General features: G+C 70.7%; 15 protein-coding genes and 1 other RNA gene. 5 read left to right on the plus strand and 11 right to left on the minus strand.

What is annotated here, in order from left to right; all coding sequences use genetic code 11:
- Positions 1-64 precede the first annotated feature (64 nt).
- The gene (locus ABD858_RS12725) at positions 65-1,030 is read right to left on the minus strand and encodes a LysR family transcriptional regulator (RefSeq protein WP_345036713.1); all 966 of its coding nucleotides are present in this window, start codon (positions 1,028-1,030) and stop codon (positions 65-67) included.
- Between the two features lie 83 nt (positions 1,031-1,113).
- Between ABD858_RS12725 and ABD858_RS12730 the strand changes: the two genes are divergently transcribed.
- Positions 1,114-2,379: an MFS transporter gene (locus tag ABD858_RS12730; RefSeq protein WP_345036715.1), complete on the plus strand. Its 1,266-nt coding sequence runs from the start codon at positions 1,114-1,116 to the stop codon at positions 2,377-2,379.
- A gap of 104 nt (positions 2,380-2,483) precedes the next feature.
- Here the strand turns inward: ABD858_RS12730 and ltrA are convergent, their stop codons facing one another.
- The 6 genes from ltrA to ftsE all read right to left on the minus strand — a co-directional run bounded on the left by ltrA (position 2,484) and on the right by ftsE (position 8,203).
- Positions 2,484-3,776 carry a group II intron reverse transcriptase/maturase gene (gene ltrA, locus ABD858_RS12735; RefSeq protein WP_345035340.1) on the minus strand — a complete coding sequence of 431 codons (1,293 nt, stop codon included), beginning with the start codon at positions 3,774-3,776 and terminating at the stop codon, positions 2,484-2,486.
- 604 nt (positions 3,777-4,380) lie between these two features.
- Positions 4,381-4,774, minus strand: a transfer-messenger RNA (tmRNA) gene (gene ssrA / locus ABD858_RS12740).
- Positions 4,775-4,856: 82 nt separating this feature from the next.
- Complete coding sequence (gene smpB, locus ABD858_RS12745) at positions 4,857-5,336, minus strand: SsrA-binding protein SmpB (RefSeq protein WP_345036718.1); 480 nt, start codon at positions 5,334-5,336, stop codon at positions 4,857-4,859.
- A gap of 18 nt (positions 5,337-5,354) precedes the next feature.
- Positions 5,355-6,503 (minus strand): S41 family peptidase, encoded by a 1,149-nt coding sequence (locus tag ABD858_RS12750; RefSeq protein ID WP_345036720.1) that lies wholly within the window; start codon positions 6,501-6,503, stop codon positions 5,355-5,357.
- Positions 6,504-6,571: 68 nt separating this feature from the next.
- Positions 6,572-7,492, minus strand: coding sequence for a permease-like cell division protein FtsX (ftsX, locus tag ABD858_RS12755; protein ID WP_345036723.1), 921 nt, complete (start codon positions 7,490-7,492; stop codon positions 6,572-6,574).
- A 21-nt stretch (positions 7,493-7,513) separates the two neighbouring features.
- Complete coding sequence (gene ftsE / locus ABD858_RS12760) at positions 7,514-8,203, minus strand: cell division ATP-binding protein FtsE (protein WP_345036725.1); 690 nt, start codon at positions 8,201-8,203, stop codon at positions 7,514-7,516.
- 278 nt (positions 8,204-8,481) lie between these two features.
- On the opposite strand from ftsE, the gene ABD858_RS12765 reads away from it, so the two are divergent.
- The gene (locus tag ABD858_RS12765) at positions 8,482-8,673 is read left to right on the plus strand and encodes a hypothetical protein (protein WP_345036727.1); all 192 of its coding nucleotides are present in this window, start codon (positions 8,482-8,484) and stop codon (positions 8,671-8,673) included.
- A gap of 63 nt (positions 8,674-8,736) precedes the next feature.
- Here the strand turns inward: ABD858_RS12765 and ABD858_RS12770 are convergent, their stop codons facing one another.
- On the minus strand, positions 8,737-9,714 hold the full coding sequence (locus ABD858_RS12770; protein ID WP_345036729.1) for a hypothetical protein: 978 nt from the start codon (positions 9,712-9,714) through the stop codon (positions 8,737-8,739).
- Between the two features lie 594 nt (positions 9,715-10,308).
- Positions 10,309-11,415, minus strand: a complete 1,107-nt coding sequence (prfB, locus tag ABD858_RS12775) for a peptide chain release factor 2 (RefSeq protein ID WP_345036731.1) — start codon at positions 11,413-11,415, stop codon at positions 10,309-10,311.
- 315 nt (positions 11,416-11,730) lie between these two features.
- On the opposite strand from prfB, the gene ABD858_RS12780 reads away from it, so the two are divergent.
- Positions 11,731-12,744, plus strand: coding sequence for an isopenicillin N synthase family dioxygenase (locus ABD858_RS12780; RefSeq protein WP_345036733.1), 1,014 nt, complete (start codon positions 11,731-11,733; stop codon positions 12,742-12,744).
- 346 nt (positions 12,745-13,090) lie between these two features.
- On the opposite strand, the gene ABD858_RS12785 is transcribed toward ABD858_RS12780, so the two are convergent.
- Together ABD858_RS12785 and ABD858_RS12790 are read right to left on the minus strand one after the other, a co-directional pair.
- Positions 13,091-14,368 (minus strand): serine/threonine-protein kinase, encoded by a 1,278-nt coding sequence (locus ABD858_RS12785; RefSeq protein WP_345036735.1) that lies wholly within the window; start codon positions 14,366-14,368, stop codon positions 13,091-13,093.
- A gap of 119 nt (positions 14,369-14,487) precedes the next feature.
- Positions 14,488-16,164 (minus strand): serine/threonine-protein kinase, encoded by a 1,677-nt coding sequence (locus tag ABD858_RS12790; protein ID WP_345036738.1) that lies wholly within the window; start codon positions 16,162-16,164, stop codon positions 14,488-14,490.
- Between the two features lie 338 nt (positions 16,165-16,502).
- On the opposite strand from ABD858_RS12790, the gene ABD858_RS12795 reads away from it, so the two are divergent.
- Together ABD858_RS12795 and ABD858_RS12800 are read left to right on the plus strand one after the other, a co-directional pair.
- Positions 16,503-19,631 (plus strand): FtsK/SpoIIIE domain-containing protein, encoded by a 3,129-nt coding sequence (locus tag ABD858_RS12795; protein ID WP_345036740.1) that lies wholly within the window; start codon positions 16,503-16,505, stop codon positions 19,629-19,631.
- Positions 19,632-19,796: 165 nt separating this feature from the next.
- Positions 19,797-21,173 carry an ABC transporter substrate-binding protein gene (locus ABD858_RS12800; RefSeq protein ID WP_345036742.1) on the plus strand — a complete coding sequence of 459 codons (1,377 nt, stop codon included), beginning with the start codon at positions 19,797-19,799 and terminating at the stop codon, positions 21,171-21,173.
- Position 21,174 lies beyond the last annotated feature (1 nt).

A 21,174-nucleotide genomic window follows, 5' to 3' on the forward strand; every position in this document is an offset into this window, starting at 1 on the left:
GCCCCCCTACCACATCGCGCCCGGCAACGAATGTATCGCAAGCCGGAGACGGCGGTTGCCCATGTCAGCAGTTGTTCACCGTGAGGACGTAATCCCCGGGCGGAAGCCAGTGGTCCGCGGGCATATCCAGCCAGCGCTCCGCCGTGGACAGTCGTGCGGCGGTGGCCCGCAGGGCGTCAACTCCTGGGTGGTTCACGCCTTTTCGCCAGACAAGTGACACCGGCGACAGCGGGACCGGGTCGACCAGGGGCCGTACGACCATCTCGGGCACCTCGATGAACTCGGTGCTCGCCAGCACCGACCATCCCTGCTTGCGTACGACGCGGACGAACTCCTCCTTCCCGGCGATCTCCGGGAAGGGCGCCGCCGCCTCGATACCCCTGCCCTCGAAGAGACGACTGGCCAGATCCGTCCACTCCGCGGTGGCCGGATTGCCCGCGCCCGTGTAGAGGGTCTCCCCCGCCAGGGCGTCCAGCGGGACCTCCTCCCGTGCGGCCAGCGAATGGTCGTCGGGCAGCAGCACCGCCATCCGCTCGTACCGCACCGGCTGATGGGCGAGCCCGGCCAGCACCGCCGGGTCCAGGCCCGCGACCCGGCCGAAGGAGACATCGAGCCGGCCCGCCAGGATCTCGGCCGCCGCGCCGGTGAGGCCGCTGACGTACCGTGCGACGAACTCCAGCGCGGGCGCGGCCTTCCGGGTCTCCATGAGCACCTGGTGGCCCGTGCCGACCGGGGCGCCGATGTCGACCAGCAGCGGACGCTCCACCTGGGCGAAGGCGGCGGTCAGTTCGTCGTGCGCGGCCAGCGTCCGACGGGCGTACGGCAGCAGCCGCTCGCCGTCCGCGCTCAACGCCACCTGACGGGTGGAGCGTATGAACAGCTCGGCGCCCAACTCCCGTTCCAGGCGGCGGATGTCCCGGCTCAGCGCCTGCTGTGCGACATAGAGCCTGGCCGCGGCGCGGGTGAAGTGCAGCTCCTCCGCGACGGCGGTGAAGGCGCGCAGCAGCCGGGGGTCGATGTTCTGGGGCATCCGGTGAATTTACAACGCGGGTGCGTGAATCGGCGCACAGAAGGTGTTGGACCGGTCGACGGCCCCGCGGGGAAGGTTGATCCATGCCGAACGACACCCCCATCGTGCTGGGCCTCTCCGGGGACGTACTGGTCGCCGTCGAGCGGAGGCAGCCGCGGCCCCCGGGCCCGTACCGCCGGCTGTTCGCCGTGCCCGGCGCCCGCGCCTTCACCGCCGGCAACATCGTCGCCCGCCTCCCCATGGGGATGTTCAGCGTGAGCGCCGTCATCATGATCGCCGGGCAGCGCGGCTCGTACGCCCTCGCCGGAGCCGTCACCGCCGTCGGACTCGCCGCCACCGCGCTGGTCGCGCCGTGGACCGCGCGCATGGTGGACCGCTACGGGCAGGCCCGTGTCGCGGTGCCCGCGACCGCGATCGCCGTGCTGGGCTCGCTGGGGCTGCTGCTGTGCGTGCACTACGACACCCCGGACTGGACCCTCTTCGCCGCGTACGCCGCCACCGCCACCACCCCCAACATCGGCGGCCTGTCCCGCGCCCGCTGGGCCCATCTGCACCGCGGCGACCCGGCCGCGCTGCACACCGCGAACTCCTTCGAGCAGGCCGCCGACGAGCTGTGCTTCATGCTCGGCCCGGTCGTCGCCGTGTTCCTGTGCTCCGCGCTCTTCCCGGAGGCCGGCACCCTGGTGGGCGCGGCACTGCTGCTCACCGGCATGCTCCTCTTCGCCGCCCAGCGGGCGACCGAACCGCCCGTGGCGGCGCGTGCGGGCCGTACCGCCTCACCGGTACGTCTGCCCGGCATACGGGCCCTGCTCGCCGTCTTCCTCGCCACCGGCGCGGTCTTCGGCTCGATGGAGGTCGTCTCCATCGCCTTCCTCGACGAGCACGGGGGCGGCCCGCTGGCGGGCGTGGTGCTCGCGTTCCAGGCTCTGGGCTCGTGCACGGCCGGTCTGCTGTACGGCCGGGTACGCCCCGCGGGCAGCGTCACCCGCCGGCTGGCCGGCTGCCTCGCCGCGATGACCGTCCTGATGACCGGCCCCCTGCTGGCGGCGACCACGGGCTCGCTGCTCGCCCTGGCCGGGGCACTGCTGCTGGCCGGCATGGCGACGGCGCCGACGATGGTGACGGGCATGACGCTGATCCAGCGGGTCACCCCGGAGGGCAGCCTGAACGAGGGCATGACCCTGGCGGTGACGGCCCTGCTGGGCGGTATCGCGGCCGGCTCCGCGGCCGGCGGCCGGGTGATCGAGCAAGCGGGGACGGGCACGGGGTACCTGGTTCCGGTGTGCGCCGCCGCGCTGGCACTGCTGCTCTGCTGCGCCGGCTCGGCCCGTCGCGTTGTGCGACCGTAGGACGCCGTAGGACGCTTACGCAACCCGCAATCGAGTAGGAGGGACGGGTCGCCCGTCCCTCCTCTCACACCACCGGACATGCGGGCCACGCATCCGGCGGTTCATCAAGCTGATCTCAACCGTTGCCAGGTCGGCTTGAGCATGCGCAGGCCGAGGTCGTCCCAGTGAGAGTTGGGCATCGCCCGCTGAAGGACAGCCGATCCCGCGATCCGCCAGTAACCCTTGCCGCTGCCCGCCCATTCGCGGGCCTTCCACTCGGCGATGCCGAGCTCGCGGAGGTTCCTGAACCGGGCCTTGGGGAGCTTCCATTCCTTCCAGCGGATCTGCCGCATCCTGCGGCGGAACCACTCGTCCAGCTCCCTGAACACCTTCGGGGTGTCCGCTAGCTGGAAGTAGCCCATCCATCCGGTGGTGAAGCGGTTGATCTTCGCGATGCGTTCATCCATCGCGATGCTCCACCGGCGCGAGGTCAACTCCCGCAGCCGGTCCTTCAGGCGCTTGACCGCCTTCGGATCGACCCGGATCCTGACCCCGGCCCGGGTGAAGTAGAAGCCGAACCCCAGCAGCACCGCCGAGCGGGCGTGGCCCACCTTCGACTTCTCCCGGTTGACCATCAGTTTCAGCCGCTGCTCGACCACGGCCGTGACCGAGGCGAGCACCCTTCTGGCGGCTCGTTCGCTCCGCACGAAGACGCGCACGTCGTCGGCGTAGCGCACGAACCGGTGACCGCGCCTGAACAGTTCCCGGTCCAGGTCGTCGAGCATGATGTTCGACAGCACCGGCGACAGCGGGGACCCCTGCGGGGTCCCCTCTTCGCTCGGCATCTTGATGCCGTCCACCATGATCCCGGCTTCCAAATACCTGCGGACCAGTCTCAAGACCCTGCGGTCAGCGACCTTGCGCGCGACCCGCGCCATCAGGACGTCATGCTGGACCCGGTCGAAGAACCGGTCCAGATCAAGGTCCACGACCCACCGGTAGCCGTCCTCGATCGCCCGCCGCGCGACCCGGACCGCCTGATGGGCGGACCGGCCGGGACGGAATCCGAAGGACGACCCCGAGAACTGCGGGTCGAAGATGGGCACGAGTACTTGCGCGATGGCCTGCTGGATCAAGCGGTCCAGCACCCGCGGCACCCCCAGCATCCGCTCGCCGCCACCAGGCTTCGGGATGATCACCTGACGGACCGGCGCCGGCCGGTAGATGCCCGCGTCGAGTTCGGCCCTCACTTCAGGCCAGTGCACTGCGATCCACGGCCGCAACTCAGCCGTAGTCATGCCATCCACTCCGGGTGCACCCCGGTTCACTTCGACGCGGTTGAGCGCCGCGAGCAGGTTCTCCCTGGAGAGCATCCGCTCCCACAGCGAGGACTCCCGCTCCCGGTGAACGTCCTCCATGGAGTGCGCCGACCGGCCACTACGCTCCGCCGGGACACTTCCGGAATGCACCGGTCCCTCCCCGGTCGGCACCGCCGAAGCGGACTTGCCGCGGTCCATGTGACCAGCACGAGCAACCACCACATCACCCGTTCCACTCGATGTTCGGCCCTTCCCAGCCCACCGCCAAGCGGCGGCCATCCCGGCTGGTACTACGGCCTCTGCTGACTTCTGCCCGGTCAGAGTCGGCCTCCCGGCCCACTCCGTCGGCGCGGCGACACCTCAGCACAACCGACACCCGAACAGATCTCCCCAGGTAAGAACGATCACTGTCCCTGGATCTCCGCCGCGTTTACGCACTGGCCTTCTTGGCAGTGACGGGCTTCGCCTTGCCATGCAGGCTCACCCGACCAGCACGCCTCATACACGGTTCGTGTTCCTCGGTACCCAGGTCTCGCCTCGGGCTTCCTCCAGACCCCACCTCACGATGACGCCCTTGCCTCCGGCTCGGGGTTAGCACCACCTCTTCCCCCAGGGGACTTTCACCCCCAAGCAATCGCCCATGCTGGGCGCACACGACGAAGGCCCGGCAGCCGTAGCTGTCGGGCCTTGTCACACATGGGATGAGTGGAGATGGCGGGAATCGAACCCGCGTCCAACGGTGCAGAACCAGGGCTTCTCCGTGTGCAGTCCGCTGCGATTTTCTCAGCCCCGGAGATCACGCGGACAAGTCTCCGACGGGCTCAGTCACTGTTTGATTTCCCTCCGGGCCCCGTGACCGGGCCTAGAGGTTTAGTTCCCTAGCTGACGTCAGGAACCGGGTCGGGAACACCCCCGGGCTGACGCTCCATGAATGAAGGTTCGCTCAGGCTGCGATCAGGCAGCGAGGGCGAAGGCTTCGGAGTTATCGCGCTTGGAGTTGGCGATTATTGGTTGCGACATATGGTTTACGAGATCATTGCCGCTTCCTCGACACGCTTCCCCTGCTTCGACATCCGCTGTCGAAACCGATCATCCCCATGTTGATTTTTCAAAACATGCACCTGCTCCGAGGCGCAGAGCCATCGTACGTGACCGACGCACGACGATGCCAGTGCATTCCTACCCGCGCTGACGCCGTCGCACCGCCGACATCGCACGGTCCGCCTCGCGCCGGTCCTGCTTCTCGCGCAGGGTCTGCCGCTTGTCGTACTCCTTCTTGCCCTTCGCCAGGGCGATCTCGACCTTGGCCCGGCCGTCCTTGAAGTACAGGGACAGGGGCACGATCGTGTGACCCGTCTCCTGGGACTTGGACTCGAGCTTGTCGATCTCCTCGCGGTGCAGCAGCAGCTTCCGCTTGCGCCGCGCGCTGTGGTTGGTCCATGTGCCCTGGCTGTACTCAGGGACGTGCACGTTGTGCAGCCACGCCTCGTGGCCGTCGATCTGGACGAACCCGTCCACGAGCGAGGCCCGCCCCTGACGCAGCGACTTGACCTCGGTACCCATCAGCACGAGCCCGCACTCGTAGGTGTCGAGGATGTGGTAGTCGTGCCGCGCCTTCTTGTTCTGCGCGATGAGCTTGCGCCCTTTTTCCTTTGCCATAGTGCCGTCATTTTCGCACTACGAGCCGGTTCCGAGGCCACTCAATACTGTCCGGGCCCGCTCCTCGGCTCCCTCGCCCACAGGGACGTCCGGCGCGATGCCCCGGCCGTCGACGCTGTGACCGGCGGGGGTGCGGTAGTGGCCGACGGTGAGCTCGGCGACCGAGCCGTCCGGGAGGCGGCTGGGCATCTGGACCGCCCCCTTGCCGAAGGTGCGCGAGCCGACCGTGACGGCGCGGCCGCGGTCCTGCAGAGCGCCGGTGAGCAGCTCGGCCGCGCTCATCGTGCCGCCGTCGATGAGCGCGACCAGGGGTCTGGCAGTGTCCCCGCCGGACTCCGCGTACAGGGCGCGTTGTTCTCCGTCGACGTCGTAGGTGGCGACGAGGCCTCCGTCGAGGAAGGCGGAGGCCGCTGTGACGGCCTCGGTGACCAGCCCGCCGGCGTTGCCGCGCAGGTCGAGGAGGACTCCGGCGCCGGCCGGGGCGCCGCGTACGGCGTCGCGGACCCGCCGGCCGGTGCCACGGGTGAAGGAGGAGACCTTGATGAGGACGGTGTCGCCGCCGAGCCGCTCGACGGTGACCGCCTCGGTGGTCAGCCGGGCCCGGCGGAGGGTCGCGGTCCAGGAGTGTCCGGCCCGTTCGAGGCCGAGGAGGACACGGCTGCCGGCCGTGCCGCGCAGCAGCGCGACGGTCTCGGTGACGGGACGCTTCCCGATGCCGCGGCCGTCGACCGTGAGCAGCCGGTCACCCGCTCTGATCCCGGCCCGCGCGGCGGGTCCGCCGGTCTGGACCCTTGCGACCTCGACACGGCCGTCGGCGGCGCGTCTGGCCCACAGGCCGACGCCGGTGTACTGGCCGTCGAGGGCCTGCTCGAAGCGCTCGTACTCGTCCTTGTCGTACACCGCGCCCCAGCGGTCGCCGCTGCGGCTGACGGCCTCCTCGGCGGCCTCTGTGCCGGACTTGCCGTCGGCGATCGCCTCGGCGGCGGCCCGGGCGACGGCCTCACGGCCGGTGACCGCGGCCCATTCGGTGTCGCCCGGCGTTTTCGCGTCGGCGCGCGGGAGGGAGTCGGTGGCCGCCGCGGTGGCGAGCACGCTCACGAAGACCAACGTCAGGGCCGCCCCACGGCGGATCCGGCGGGGCCTGGCACAGAAATCCGGACCTGACATGGCGGTGAGTCTAGGCCAACCCCCGGACGCCGTACGGCCCGTTGACCGCAGGGCATCCGGAGTGCACGTCACACCTTCAGGTACTTGCGCAGCGCCACAAGAGCGGCAAGCGCGGGCATCAGCAGACTGATCACAAGAATCAGCGGCATCTTGGTGATCACCGCGTCCCAGCCCAGGAAGTCGACGGTGTGGATCTTGTCGGCGAGCGCCACACCGTGGTCGATCAGGAAGTACCGGCCCAGCAGCAGCATTCCGCAGGCGACCACTCCGCCGATCGCGCCGGCGACGGCGGCCTCCATGATGAACGGCATCTGGATGTAGAAGCTGGACGCGCCGACCAGCCGCATGATGCCCGTTTCACGACGACGGCTGAACGCCGAGACACGCACCGTGTTGACGATCAGCATCAGCGCGATCAGAAGCATCAGGGCCATGACCGCGAGCGCGGCCATGTTCATGCCGTTCATCATCTCGAAGAGCGGCTCCAGGGTTTCGCGCTGGTCCTGGACGGACTCCACGCCCGCCCGGCCCGCGAACGCGGTGGCGACGACCTGGTACTTCTGCGGGTCGTCGAGCTTGACCCGGAACGACTCCTGCATCTGGTCCGGGGTGATGTAGCCCGCGACCGGGGTCTTCCCGTACTGCTCCTGGTAGTGACTGAACGCCTCGTCGGCCGTCTCGTGATGGACTTGCTTGACGATGTCCATCTTCTTGAGATCGGCCTCGATCTCCTCCATCTGCTGCGGGGTGACCGCACCCTTCGAACACCGGGAGCCACCGCTCTCGGCGTCGTTCTTGTTGCAGAGGAAGATGGAGACGTTGACCTTGTCGTACCAGTAGCCCTTCATCGAGCTCACCTGCTCGCGCATGAGCAGCGCGCCGCCGAAGAGGGCGAGCGAGAGGGCGACCGAGACGATGACGGCGAAGGTCATCGTGAGGTTGCGGCGGAGACCGACGCCGATCTCCGACATGACGAACTGAGCGCGCATCGCGTGCTTTTCAGCCTTTCCTCAGTGCTGGTAGCCGTAGACGCCGCGCGCCTGGTCGCGGACGAGACGGCCGCCTTCGAGCTCGATGACGCGCTTGCGCATCTGGTCGACGATGTTCTGGTCGTGGGTCGCCATCAGCACAGTCGTACCGGTCCTGTTGATGCGGTCCAGCAGCTTCATGATGCCGACGGAGGTCTGCGGGTCGAGGTTGCCGGTCGGCTCGTCGGCGATCAGCAGCATCGGGCGGTTGACGAAGGCCCGCGCGATCGCCACCCGCTGCTGCTCACCACCGGAGAGCTCGCCGGGCCTTCGGTCCTCCTTGCCGCCGAGGCCGACCAGGTCGAGCACCTGGGGCACGGCCTTGCGGATCTCGCCGCGCGGCTTGCCGATGACCTCCTGGGCGAAGGCGACGTTCTCCGCAACGGTCTTGTTGGGGAGGAGACGGAAGTCCTGGAAGACCGTGCCCAACTGGCGGCGCATGTGCGGCACCTTCCAGTTGGACAGGCGCGCCAAGTCCTTGCCGAGGACGTGCACCTGGCCATGACTGGCGCGCTCCTCACGGAGGATCAGCCGCAGGAAGGTCGACTTGCCGGAACCGGACGAGCCCACCAGGAAGACGAATTCCCCCTTCTCGATCTCGAGGGAGACGTCACGCAGGGCGGGACGGTTCTGCTTGGGATAGGTCTTGGAGACGTTGTCGAATCGGATCACGGATGCACCACGGTCGGCCGGGAGTAGGTGTGCGTGACCATACGCGAATGAGGATGGCGCGCGCAGTTCGCGTCCCGGGTTGACCGTTTCATCCCGTATGGATCCCGTAACTGTACGCACAAGCCGAGCCCGGGATCCCGGCGGGGCGCGCCGAATCCCTCCCGAGCTGGCACAGTGGGAGGGGGAACGGTTGCGTTGCCCTGAGCGTTGTGCGGAGTGAACGTTGCGGTTCCGCGAGAAACGGTTTGCGGCTCCGCCGCGCGGGAGGAGGAGAGCGCATGACCTATGACCGATTGGTGTGCGCCAACTGCGCGGCCCCCGTCAGCGAGGGCAGATGCCCGGTCTGCCGGGCCAACCGGGAGCGGCTCCAGCAGGAGGGACCCTTCGGAGGCCTCAGCCCGGCGGCGCTGCTCGTGCTGCTGGTGGTGCTGATCGCGGCGGTGGCCCTGCTGGCCCACCAGACCGTCTAGGCATACGCGAAAACGCCCGGGGTGCCGTCGGCACCCCGGGCGTTTCTGTGCGTACGCGACCGCTTACGCGGCGGTGCGGCCGCCGACCGCCAGGCGCGGCAGGACCCGGAAGGCGATACCGCCGGCGATCATCGTCGCGGCGCCGACCACCAGGAACGTGGTCTCCCCGGCGCCGGTCTCGGCGAGCTCCTCCTTGACGGCACCCTGCGCGACCGGGTGAGAGCCGACGTTGTTGGTGTTGGGGTTGTTGTCGGTGCAGCTGATGCTGTCGAGGTCGACGGTGCAGGTGTTGCTGTTGTCGCCGCCGCCGGTAGTGGTGGTGGCGCCGGTGGCGGAGGAACCTCCGTTGCCCCCACCGGTCACGGAGCCGCTGCCGTTGCCGCCGGAGCCATTCCCGTTGCCGTTGCTACCGCCGTTACCGCCGGAGCCGTTCCCGTTGCCGTTGCTACCGCCGTTACCGCCGGAGCCGTTCCCGTTACCGCCGGAGCCGTTCCCGTTGCCGCCGGAGCCGTTCCCGTTGCCGCCGTCGTTACCGGCACCACCGTCGTTACCGGCACCACCGTCGTTACCGGCACCACCGTCGTTACCGGCACCACCGTCGTTACCGGCACCACCGTCGTTACCGGCACCACCGTCGTTGCCCGCACCACCGTCGTTACCGGCACCACCGTCGTTGCCCGCACCACCGTCGTTACCGGCACCACCGTCGTTGCCCGCACCACCGTCGTTACCGGCACCACCGTCGTTGCCCGCACCACCGTCGTTACCGGCACCACCGTCGTTGCCCGCACCACCGTCGTTGCCCGCACCACCGTCGTTACCGGTGCCGCCGTCGTTACCGGTGCCGCCGGTGTCGACGCCGCCGGGGTCGCCGGAGTTGTCGCCGTCCTCGCCGCCGACGCCGAGCCCGGCGTCCATGGTCACGGCGCCGGCACCGAAGCCGGCGGCCTGCGCCGCGCCCGCGGCGGTCAGGGACGCGCCGGCGAGGATGAGTGTCCCGGCGGCTATGCGCGCGAAACGGACGCGCGTCTTGTTGCTCATTGCCTGCTACCCCCAGTAGCCGATCTCGTCAATGGAGCAGCGTCAGAGGCGGCAGCTACGAGAGGGGCGTCACACGTACGCGTACATCCCCCCGGCCGCACACGCCCCAGAGATACGCATGCCTCACACAACCCTCCCGACTTTCCAGGTGCGCGTCAAGAACGTTGCGCGAGCAATGCCCGGATTGATCGGAGTTGGCCGAAGAAAAAAGGAACTGCCGCCCTCGGGGCGGCAGTTTCCTTGTCGACAAAGCGCCGTTCGCTTACTTCTCCTGCTGCTTGCGCCGGCGAATTCCGGCCTGGAGGCCGTGCTGGATGTTCCTCTCGCAAGGCATCCGCGAACGCCCTACTTCTCCTGCTGCTTCCGCCAGCGGATGCCCGCTTCGAGGCCGTGCTGGATGTTCCTCTCGCAGGACACCCGCGAACGCCCTACTTCTCCTGCTGCTTCCGCCAGCGGATGCCCGCTTCGAGGCCGTGCTGGATGTTCCTCTCGCAGGACACCCGCGAACGCCCTACTTCTCCTGCTGCTTCCGCCAGCGGATGCCCGCTTCGAGGCCGTGCTGGATGTTCCTCTCGCAGGACACCCGCGAACGCCCTACTTCTCCTGCTGCTTCCGCCAGCGGATGCCCGCTTCGAGGAAGCCGTCGATCTCGCCGTCGAGCACGGACTGCGGGTTGCCGACCTCGAACTCCGTACGCAGGTCCTTGACCATCTGGTACGGGTGGAGGACGTACGAACGCATCTGGTTGCCCCAGGAGTTGCCACCGTCGCCCTTGAGGGCGTCCATCTTGGCCTGCTCCTCCTGGCGGCGCCGCTCCAGCAGCTTCGACTGGAGGACGTTCATGGCGCTCGCCTTGTTCTGGATCTGGGAGCGCTCGTTCTGGCAGGAGACCACGATGCCGGTCGGAATATGCGTGATGCGCACCGCGGAGTCTGTGGTGTTGACGCCCTGGCCGCCGGGGCCGGAGGCGCGGTACACGTCGATGCGCAGCTCGGACTCGTCGATCTCGACATGGTCGGACTGCTCGACGACCGGGAGCACCTCGACGCCGGCGAAGGACGTCTGGCGGCGGCCCTGGTTGTCGAAGGGCGAGATACGGACCAGGCGGTGCGTGCCCTGTTCGACGGAGAGCGTGCCGTAGGCGTACGGGGCCTTCACGACGAAGGTGGTCGACTTGATGCCGGCCTCCTCCGCGTACGAGGTCTCGTAGACCTCGGTGGAGTAGCCGTGACGCTCCGCCCAGCGCAGGTACATGCGCTGCAGGCGCTCCGCGAAGTCGGAGGCGTCCACGCCGCCGGCCTCGGCACGGATGTTGACGAGCGCCTCGCGCTCGTCGTACTCGCCGGACAGGAGGGTACGGACCTCCATCTCGTCCAGCGCCTTCCTCACGGACCCCAGCTCGACCTCGGCCTCGGCGCGGGTATCCGCGTCGTCCTCCATCTCGGCCAGCTCGAAGAGCACGCCCAGATCGTCGATCCGCGCGCGGAGTGCCTCCGTCTTGCGGACCTCGGTCTGGAGGTGCGAAAGCCTGCTGGTGATCTTCTGTGCCGCCTCGGGGTCGTCCCACAGGGACGGTGCGGCCGCCTGCTCCTCGAGCACGGCGATGTCTGCCCTCAGCTTCTCGAGGTCCAGAACGGCCTCGATCGACCCCATGGTCGAGGAGAGGGACTTCAGCTCTTCGGATACGTCGACGACTGCCACGCGTCCAGCGTAACGGCTGTCGGGCCGTACCTTCCCCGGCCTGTGTGGCGAAGGTCTCCCGGACGGTCCGGGAGGGCCCGGCGTACAGTCGAGACATGACTCTTCTCGTGATGCGCCGCCATGTGGACTACATGCGCGTCACGACCATGAGCTGTCTGCCGCAGGGCTGATTCCCGCTTCGTCTCCCTCGCTGCCGCACAGGCCCTGTCTGCGGTCCCTTCACGGTCCTCGGCTCACCCTGCCGACGGTTCTCCCTCCCCGCCGTCCCCGCCATCGCCGGGGACAGGGCCTCCGTACACCAGAAACGGAACCGTCATGCCGTCCACGCTCAGCCCTGCTCCCACTTCTCTGCCCGTCATAGATCTGTCCCGCGCCGATGACCCCGCGACGCGGGAGGCGTTCCGGCAGGAGCTGCACGCCGCCGCCCACGGCACCGGCTTCTTCCATCTCACCGGGCATGGCGTCAGCGCCGAGGAGACCGCCCGGATCCTCGCCGTGACCAGGGAGTTCTTCACTCTGCCCGAGGCAGACCGGCTGGCGATCAGCAATCTGAACTCCCCGTACTTCCGTGGCTACACGCACATCGGCCATGAGCTGACGGGCGGCCGTTCCGACTGGCGTGACCAGCTCGATGTGGGCGCCGAGCGACCCGCGCCCGTCGTCGGCCCGGACGATCCGGCATATCTGTGGCTGGAGGGCCCCAACCAGTGGCCCGAAGCGCTGCCCGAGCTGCGTACGGTCGTGCTGGACTGGCAGCAACGGCTGGCGGCGGTGGCACACCGGCTGCTGAAGGAGCTGCTGGCCTCGATCGGGGCCCCGGAGGACTTCTTCGACGCGGCCTTCGCCGAGCGCCCGCATCTGCACACCAAACTCGTCCGCTACCCCGGATCCGCACCCACCGGCGAGGACCAGGGCGTGGGCGCGCACAAGGACTACGGCTTCCTGACCCTGCTGCTGCAGGACGGCGTCGGCGGCCTCCAGGTGCGGATGGACGACGGTTTCCTGGATGTGCCGCCGCTGCCGGGGGCGTTCGTCGTCAATCTGGGCGAGCTGCTGGAGATCGCCACTGAGGGGTATCTCACGGCGACCGACCACCGAGTGGTCAGCCCGCCCGGTGCCGTGGAGCGGTTCTCCGTCCCCTTCTTCTACAACCCGCGCCTCGACGCGGTGATCGAGACGGTGCCGGGCGGCTATCTGCCGCATGCTCCGGGCGTCGCACACGACGAGTCGAACCCGCTGCACGCCCAGTACGGGTTCAACGAGCTCAAGGGCTGGGTCCGCGCCCACCCGGAGGTCGCCGGGCGCCACCACCCGGATCTGGTGGGTTAGGGGGCGTCCGACGGATCGAACTGGATCGGCGAGCGCCCGCCGCGGAGCGGCTGGTGTGCGCGCATGCAGCTTCGGATCCAGGGTGGAGGGAGGCCCGCCGCGGAGCGGCTGGTGTGCGCGCATGCAGCTTCGGATCCAGGGTGGAGGGAGGCCCGCCGCGGAGCGGCTGCTGTCCACGCATGCGGTGGGGGCACCCCCAGCGGCAGGGGGAGGTAGCTGGGGGACATCGGCGACCGATGACAACGCCGGTGTCACCACCCGTGCCCGAAGGGCCACGGGGAAGAGACGAAGCCGCAGGGCGCCGCAAGTCCGGCATGATCGGCCGGAGACCCCCTTGGCCGTCAGGTCAGGGCGCGGCCGGCGCGGAGTTGTTGCCGTCCCGCGGTGTCGGGGTCGTGTCGTCGTCCGACGAGGCGAGCCGGCCGCCGATGCCGATCGCCGCGGCCAGCGCGAGCGCCGCGACGCCGAGGGTGATGCGCCGTTTACGGATGGCCTCGGCGCGGTGGCGGGCCGAACCGGGGCGGCGCTCGCCGGGGATCCGCGGGGCGCGGGCGGTGCCGTGCGCGCCGCCCGCGAGCTCGTCGGGGGCCGGGACGCGCATGCTGGTGTGGGTGTCCCGGTTGGAGTCGGGGCCGGCCGAGCCGGGGACCAGCGGGACGGCGCCGCGGCGGCGGGGCTCGTTCGGGACCGTGGGGTACGGGATCTCGTCGTACCGGGGCTCCCCGGGCTCCTCCGCGTCGGGCTCGTCGACGTCCAGCGGGGGCATGCCGGCGAGGAGCGGGAGCTGCTCGCGCAGCCGGACGGACAGCTCCGAGGCGCGCAGCCGGGACGCCGGGGCCTTGGCCAGGCACTGGACGATCAGCTGCCACAGCTCCTCCGGGATGCCGGGGAGCGGTACGACGGTCTCGGTGACATGGCGGCGCAGTACGGCGCCGGGGTGGCCGCCGCCGAACGGGGTGAAGCCCGCCAGGAGTTCGTACAGGACCGTGGCGAGGGCGTAGATGTCGACGGCCGCGCGCGGGGGCAGGCCCTCGACGATCTCGGGGGCGATGTAGTCGGGCGTGCCGATGATGCCCGGGGAGTTCGGGGGATGTCCTCCCGCGGGGCGCAGTGCCTTGGCGCGCCGCGGGGTGTCGATCAGCTTGGCGACGCCGAAGTCGGTGAGCAGAGCGGGATGGGACCCGCCCGGGCCGATCGGGCCCTGCATGTCGAGAAGGATGTTCTCGGGCTTGACGTCGCGGTGCACGATCCCGGCGGCGTGCGCGGCGGCCAGACCGTCCGCGACATCGGCGACGATCGCCACGGCCGCCTCGGGGGCGAGGCGGCGCTCGCGGTCGACGCGGGTACGCAGATCCGTGCCGCGGACCAGGTCCATGACCAGGGCCAGGTCGTTGCCGTCCACGACGAGGTCGCGTACACCGACGACGTTCGGGTGCTCGAGTCCGAGCAGAGCGGTGCGCTCCTGTACGAAGCGGCCCACCAGTTCCTGGTCCGACGCGAGGTCTTCACGCAGCAGCTTGATGGCGACGGGCCCTTCGGGGCCCTCGCCCAGCCACACCGTGCCCGCGCTGCCGCGCCCCAGGATCTGGTGGGCGGTGTAGCGGCTGCCGATCTTCCGTGCCAAGACTGCTCCCTCAGCGGCTGCGGCTGGCTCTCCGGTCGACAAACCTACGCGGGTCCGGGGCCCGCCTTCACATCGGCAGGCCGATTCACCCCTTGGAAGTCGACTTGTCGACCCAGTCGCTACTTGCCGGTGCTGCCGGAGCTCCCGCCGAGTTCCGAGATCCAGTCGGTGACGGCCGAGATGGCGTCGCCGATGGCCTGCCAGTAGCTCTTGCCCTGGGCGACCCAGTCCTGAAGGGGGGTCAGCTCCCAGATGAGCCAGCCGGCGACGAAGAGCAGAACGACCGTGAAGAGGCAGCCCTTGAGGCAGCCCAGTCCCGGGATGTGCATGGGGTTGGCGCTGCGCCGCCGCGGCTCACGGGGCTCGCGCGCCGGGCGGGGTGCGGGCTGCCGGGGCGCCTGAGGTGCCTGGGGCTGCTGGTACGGCTGGGACGCCTGGGGCTGCTGGTACGGCTGGGGCGCGTACTGCTGCGGGGGCGGGGGGGCGTACCGCTGCTGCTGAGGCTGCTGCTGCGGGTACCGCTGGGGCTGAGGCTGAGGCCGACGCTGTTGGGGCCGCTGAGGCTGCTGGGGCTGCTGATACGCCTGCGGCGGGCGGGGCGGCTGCTGCGGCGCCTGCCGCTGCGGACGCCGCAGCAGCGGGTCCTCGCTCGGGTCGAGGTACTGGATCTGGGTCTGCTCATTGCGCTCGCGGGCCGCCCGCAGCTGGGTCTGCCAGGGGTGCGGCTGGTCCGGCTGCTGCGCGGACACGGGCGGCATGACCGACGTCGGGTCGGCCGCGCCGGTCTGCGGGAGCACACTGGTCGCGCCGTTCGGGTCGTACGCGGCCGCGTTGGCGGAATTCGTCGGCAGCACCTGGGTCGGGTCCGCCGCGCCCGGTACCTGTGGCAGGTCCGGGGCCGGGACCGTCGCGGGTGCCGGGTCGGGGTCGAGCAGCGCGCCGACGCCGTCCGCGGCCTCCACCTGGGCCGCGGTGGCGTGCACACCGGTGCCCGCGGCGACCACGCGCAGGGCGCGGGCGAGGTTCTCGGCGCTGGGGCGCTCGCCCGGCTCCTTGCGCAGACAGCGCTCTATGACCGTCCACAGAGGTTCGGGGACGGTCGTGGGGCGGCGCGGCTCCTCGCTGAGGTGCCGGTGCAGCACCTCGAGCGCCGTGCCCCCGGCGAACGGCGGACGGCCGGTGACCAGTTCGTACAGCATGATGCCGGCGCCGTAGACGTCGACGGCGGAGGTCTGCGGGCGGCCCTCGGCGGACTCCGGGGCGACGTACGCGGGCGTGCCGACGAACTCGTGCGTGCGGGTCAGACCCGGGGAGTCGGCAAGGCGCGCGATGCCGAAGTCGGTCAGCATCGGGTGCATCTGGTCGCCGTCGCTGCGCAGCAGCACGTTCGCGGGCTTGAGGTCGCGGTGCACGACACCGTCCGCGTGGCTGGCGGCGAGCGCGTCGGCGATCTGCGCGGTGAGCAGGGCCGCCGCAACCGGGGTGAACGGACCGTTGTCGCGGATGTAGTGGTGCAGATCGGGGCCGTCGACCAAGTCCATGACGAGCGCGAGCAGATCGCCCTCGACGACCAGGTCACGGGTCCGCACGATGTTGGGGTGCGTCAGGCGGAGCAGTACGGAGCGCTCACGGAGGAAACGCATCACGACGTCCGCGTCGTTCGCCAGCTCCTCCTTGAGGACCTTGATCGCGACGATCTCGCCGGGCTCTGCGGCGTGGCGGGCACGCCAGACGGTGCCCGTGGCGCCGCGTCCGAGCGGCTCCTCGAGGAGGTACTTGCTGCCTACCGGCCGCACGTCATGCGCTCCCTGCTGATCTGACTCACTGGATGGTTCTCATGGTTTTCCGACCACTGTAAGGCCGGTGGGTCATGCACCGCGGGTCATGCGTCCAGCTGTTCGAGGAAAAGACGCATGTGCTGCGGCGATGGTTGCCGGACTGTCCCGGACCGGGACTTTTGCCGGAACTTTTGCACCCAGAGCCGACCAATCAAGATCATTCAACGGTTGGCGGCGGGCATGTTGTCAGTGGCAGGTGCGAGGATGCCCTCAGCACGAAGTGCGTGCCGGGTGGGGGGAACCACAGGGCGGATCCCCCTGCCGGGCACCCCGCGCAGAAGGGACCGCCGACGGCGATGCAGATCCGGCTGACCGTCCTCGCGCCCCGCTCCGGCCACGCCGGGCCGGGGCAGGCCTGCGATGTCCTCGTCACGGCACCGGCCGGGACGGCTCTGGCCACCGTCGCGTCCGGTCTGGCCTCGGCGGTCTCCGGTCCCGACGCGTCCTCGTCGGGACCGGTGGTGCTGTACGCCGGACGGGAGCGGCTCGACGCACAGCGCTCCGCGCTGGGCGAGCCGCCGCTGGTCGACGGCGCGGTGCTGTCGCTCCAGGTACCGATGGAGGACGCCGCCCCCGACGGCCACACCTCCGCTGCCCGGCTGCATGTGGTCTCCGGCCCCGACGCGGGCGGCGTGCATCTGCTGCACGGCGGCCGTATCGCCATCGGGCGCTCCGCCGACGCCGACGTGCCACTGGACGACCCGGATGTGTCCCGGCTGCACTGCGCGGTGACGCTCACGGACGACGGCCGGGTCGCGGTGGCCGACCTGGGCTCCACGAACGGCACCACGATCGACGGCACGGACGTGGGCGAACGCCCGGTCCGGCTGGCCCCGGGCGCCCTGCTCCGCATCGGCGAGTCGGCCCTGCGCCTCACTCCCGGCGCACCGGTCCCCTCGCTCCCGCTCGCCCCGGACGGCGAGGGCCACCTGCGGGTGACGCGCGTGGCGGGGTCCGTCCCGGCGCCCCGTGCGTGCGAGCCCGCCGACGGTCCCCCGCCGCACAGGAGAATCCCCGCCCCTCGAAGGGATGAGGGTGCGCCCGCGGCCATGGGGCACCCTTCGGGAGGGGAAACGGATCTGCCGCAGGAGACCGGACACGGGTGGGGGAACGCCCCTGGACTCCGGACCGCCGGGCACGACAACGGCCCTGCGGGCGCCCCGGGCCCCGACATGCCGCCGCAGAGGACCGGCCACACGTACGGGACCGCTCCCGGCTTCGCCCAGGCGCAGGAAGAGGACCTCGCCTCGCGACGGCAGGGCACGCCACCGAGAGGCACCCGGATCCCCGGCGCGGCACAGACGGACAAGCCCAGACGCGGGATAGGAGCCTGGGCCCGAAGGCTCGCCGGAGGATGGGCGGAGCCCGCGACCGGCGAACCACAGGGCGACGAGTTCCACGCGGGCGCCGCGCCCATACCGGAGACCTGGCCCGATCCGGCCGCGCTGCTGCTGACCGCGCTGGGGCCGGGCCCACGGCTCTGGGAGCGCGGCCCCGCGCACCCAGAGGCGCTCGCGGTGCGGCTGGGCACGGCGGACCGCGCCGAGCTGGCCGCGGTGCCGGTGACGGTGGGCCTGCGCGAGGTGGGCTCGCTGGGCCTGGCCGGGCCGCGGGCGCGGCTGGCCGGTCTGTCCCGGTCGGCCGTGGCACAGCTCGCGGCGCTGCACTCCCCCGCCGATCTGGAGATCGTCCTCATCAGTACGGGCCGTCGCGTCGCCGAGTGGGGCTGGCTGGGCTGGCTGCCGCATGTACGGCCCGGGCACGGGCAGGACTGCCGACTGCTGCTGGCATACGACCAGGAGCAGGCCGCGGCCCGCACGGCCGAGCTGGTGCGCAGACTGGAGGACGGACCACTGGGATCCGGCTGGGCCCACGCCGGGCATGCCGCGGTCAAGGAGGCCGCCCGTCGGCACTCCGGCCCGTACACCGTGGTGATAGTCGACGGCGATCCCGGCTCGGCCGCTCTGCGCGAGACCACGGCCCGGCTCGCGGCGGCCGGCGCGGCGGCCGGGATCCATCTGATCTGCCTCGCCGAGACCTCCGCGGCCTCACCCGTCTCGCCGGTCGCGGAAACGTACGAGGCGGCGTGCGCGGCCGCACCGGCGTTCCGTGAGTGCGGGGCGGTCGGCCTGTTGAGCGGTGATGTGGCAACGGCTCTTCGGGTGCTGCGTACGGCGGGCGGGCGGCCCGCGGGCCATGGCACCGTCGCCATGGTGGACGCGGTGTCGGCGGCCTGGGCGGAGCGTTTCTCGCGGGCGCTGGCCCCGCTGAGGGCGGAGGGCCGGACACCGGGCGACGCCCGCGCCGGACGTCCTCAGGCCGTGCTGCCCCCGTCGGCCCGGCTGCTGGACGAGCTGGGTCTGGCCAGAGCCACTCCGGCGTCCCTGATGACCCGCTGGGCCACGGCCGCCGAGGGCACCGCCGTGCTGGGCGCGGGTTCGCACGGACCGGTCACCGTCGACCTGGCCGCGGAGGGCCCGCATCTGCTGGTGGAGGGCCCGGCGGGCAGCGGCCGTACGGAACTGCTGCGTACGGTGGTCGCCTCGCTCGCGGCCGCGGCTCGGCCGGACCGGCTCGGCCTGGTCCTCGTCGACGGCGCGGGCGGCGAGCGCGGCGAGGGGCTGCACGCCTGCACCGAGCTGCCGCATGTGTCCACGCATCTGGTGGCCTCGGACCCGGTACGGATGCGGGAGTTCGCGCAGGCGCTGGGCGCCGAGCTGAAGCGGCGCGCCGAACTGCTGGGCGGTCTCGGCTTCGCCGAGTGGCACGCGCACGCCGAGGCCTCGGGACGGCTGGCGGGCCCGCGTGGCGCCAAGGGGCAGCGGGGCGACCTGGACCCGCCGCCGAGCCGTACCCTGCGGCTCCGCCCGGCCGCGTCCCGTACCCAGGAGCCGGAGCCGGAGCCGCTGCCCCGTCTGGTCGTGCTGGTCGACGACTTCGACGCACTGGTCGCCCCGGCGCTGGGCAGCCCGGGCCGGCCGGCGGCCGGTTCGGTCGTACGGGCCCTGGAGGCGGTGGCCCGTGACGGCGGCCGGCTCGGGGTGCACCTGGTGGCCACGACGGCCCGCCCGGACCGTACGGCCGGCACAGAGCTGGCCCGCGGGGTCCGGCTGCGTATCACCCTGGACGCGCCGCCCGCCGCCCCGGCCGCGGAGGAACCGTCGCCTGGCCGGGGCGGCCTGCATCGGCCGGACGGCACCCTTACGCCCTTCCAGGGTGGCCGGGTGACGGGTCGGATTCCGCGCACGGCGACCCTGCGGCCCACGGTGGTCCCCCTGGAATGGGAGCGCATGGGTGATCCCCCGGCCCGCCGTCCCGTGCGCGAACTGGGCAACGGCCCGACCGACCTGGCCCTGCTCGCCAGCGCCCTGGACCGTGCGGCCCGCTCGGTCGACGCCGCACCGACGCCCTCCCTGATGCCCTGACGTCACGTCACGAGCCCATCACGATCGGCGCATTGGCGGCCGACGTGGTATTGCGGTGATCAACCGCCGGGCGTAGGACTGATCGAACGGGACGAGGGCGGCACCGCGGCAGTCGCGGAAGACGGCCGCGCCGATCCCATGCGTGACGGGAGAGACAGGCCAGTGATGCGTAGAACTCTTCGGGCACATCTTCGTTCGGGCACGGCCGTCCTGACGGCCGTCGCATTAGGATCGCTCGCCCTCGCCGGCTGCAGCAGAGACGACAAGGACGGCGGAGGCAAGAAGGACAACACTCCGTCGTCGCAGACCCCCGCGGCCGGTGTCCAGCTGCCGAAGCTGCCCGGCGAGAAGCTCGAGGTCGCGGCGGTGTGGACGGGCCCCGAGCAGGCGAACTTCACCAAGGTGCTGGACGAGTTCGAGAAACGCACCGGTGCGACGGTGACCTTCGTTCCCGCGCAGGACCCGATCGTCAACTTCCTCGGTACGAAGATCGCGGGCGGCCAGCCGCCGGACGTGGCGATGCTGCCCCAGGTCGGGGCGCTCAAGCAGGCCGTGGAGAACAAGTGGGCCAAACCGGTCGGCGCCGAGGCCAAGGCCCAGCTGGACAAGAACTACTCTCAGGGCTGGAGGGACCTGGGCGCGGTCGACGGCACGCAGTACGGCGTCTATTTCAAGGCCGCCAACAAGTCCCTGATCTGGTACAACAACGCCGTCTTCGAGAACGCCGGCGCGCAGGTGCCCAAGACCTGGAAGGACTTCCTGGCCACCGCCGAGACGATCTCCGCCTCCGGTGTCACCCCGGTCTCGGTGGGCGGGGCGGACGGCTGGACGCTCACCGACTGGTTCGAGAACGTCTATCTCTCCCAGGCCGGCCCCGAGAAGTACGACCAGCTGGCCCAGCACAAGATCAAATGGACCGACCCCTCCGTCAAGGACGCCCTCACCACGCTGGCCGAGCTCTTCGGCAAGCCGGCCCTGATCGCGGGCGGCGCGGACGGTGCTCTCCAGACGGAGTTCCCCAAGTCCGTCACGCAGACGTTCACCGGCGGTGACCAGCCCAAGGCCGCGATGGTCTTCGAGGGCGACTTCGTGGCCGTCAACATCGCACAGACCAAGGCGAAGATCGGCACGGACGCCAAGGTCTTCCCGTTCCCGGCGGTCGACGCGCATCCTCCCGCGGTGTCCGGCGGAGATGTGGCCGTAGCGCTGAAGGACTCCAAGGGTGCCCAGGCGCTGATGACCTTCCTCGCCTCGCCGGACGCGGCGAAGATCTGGGCCGTGGCGGGCGGCTTCATCTCTCCCAACAAGTCGCTGTCCTTCGACGCGTACCCGAACGACGTGCAGCGGGACATCGCCAAGGCACTGATCGCGGCGGGCGACGACTTCCGCTTCGACATGTCCGACCAGGCACCCGCGTCGTTCGGCGGTACACCCGGCAAGGGCGAGTGGAAGGCGCTGCAGGACTTCCTGAAGAACCCGAAGGACATCGCGGGCACCCAGCAGCGGCTGGAGGCCGACGCGGCCAAGGCGTACAAGAGCTGAC

The sequence above is a fragment of the Streptomyces sannanensis genome, from assembly GCF_039536205.1.
Lineage (GTDB): Bacteria > Actinomycetota > Actinomycetes > Streptomycetales > Streptomycetaceae > Streptomyces > Streptomyces sannanensis.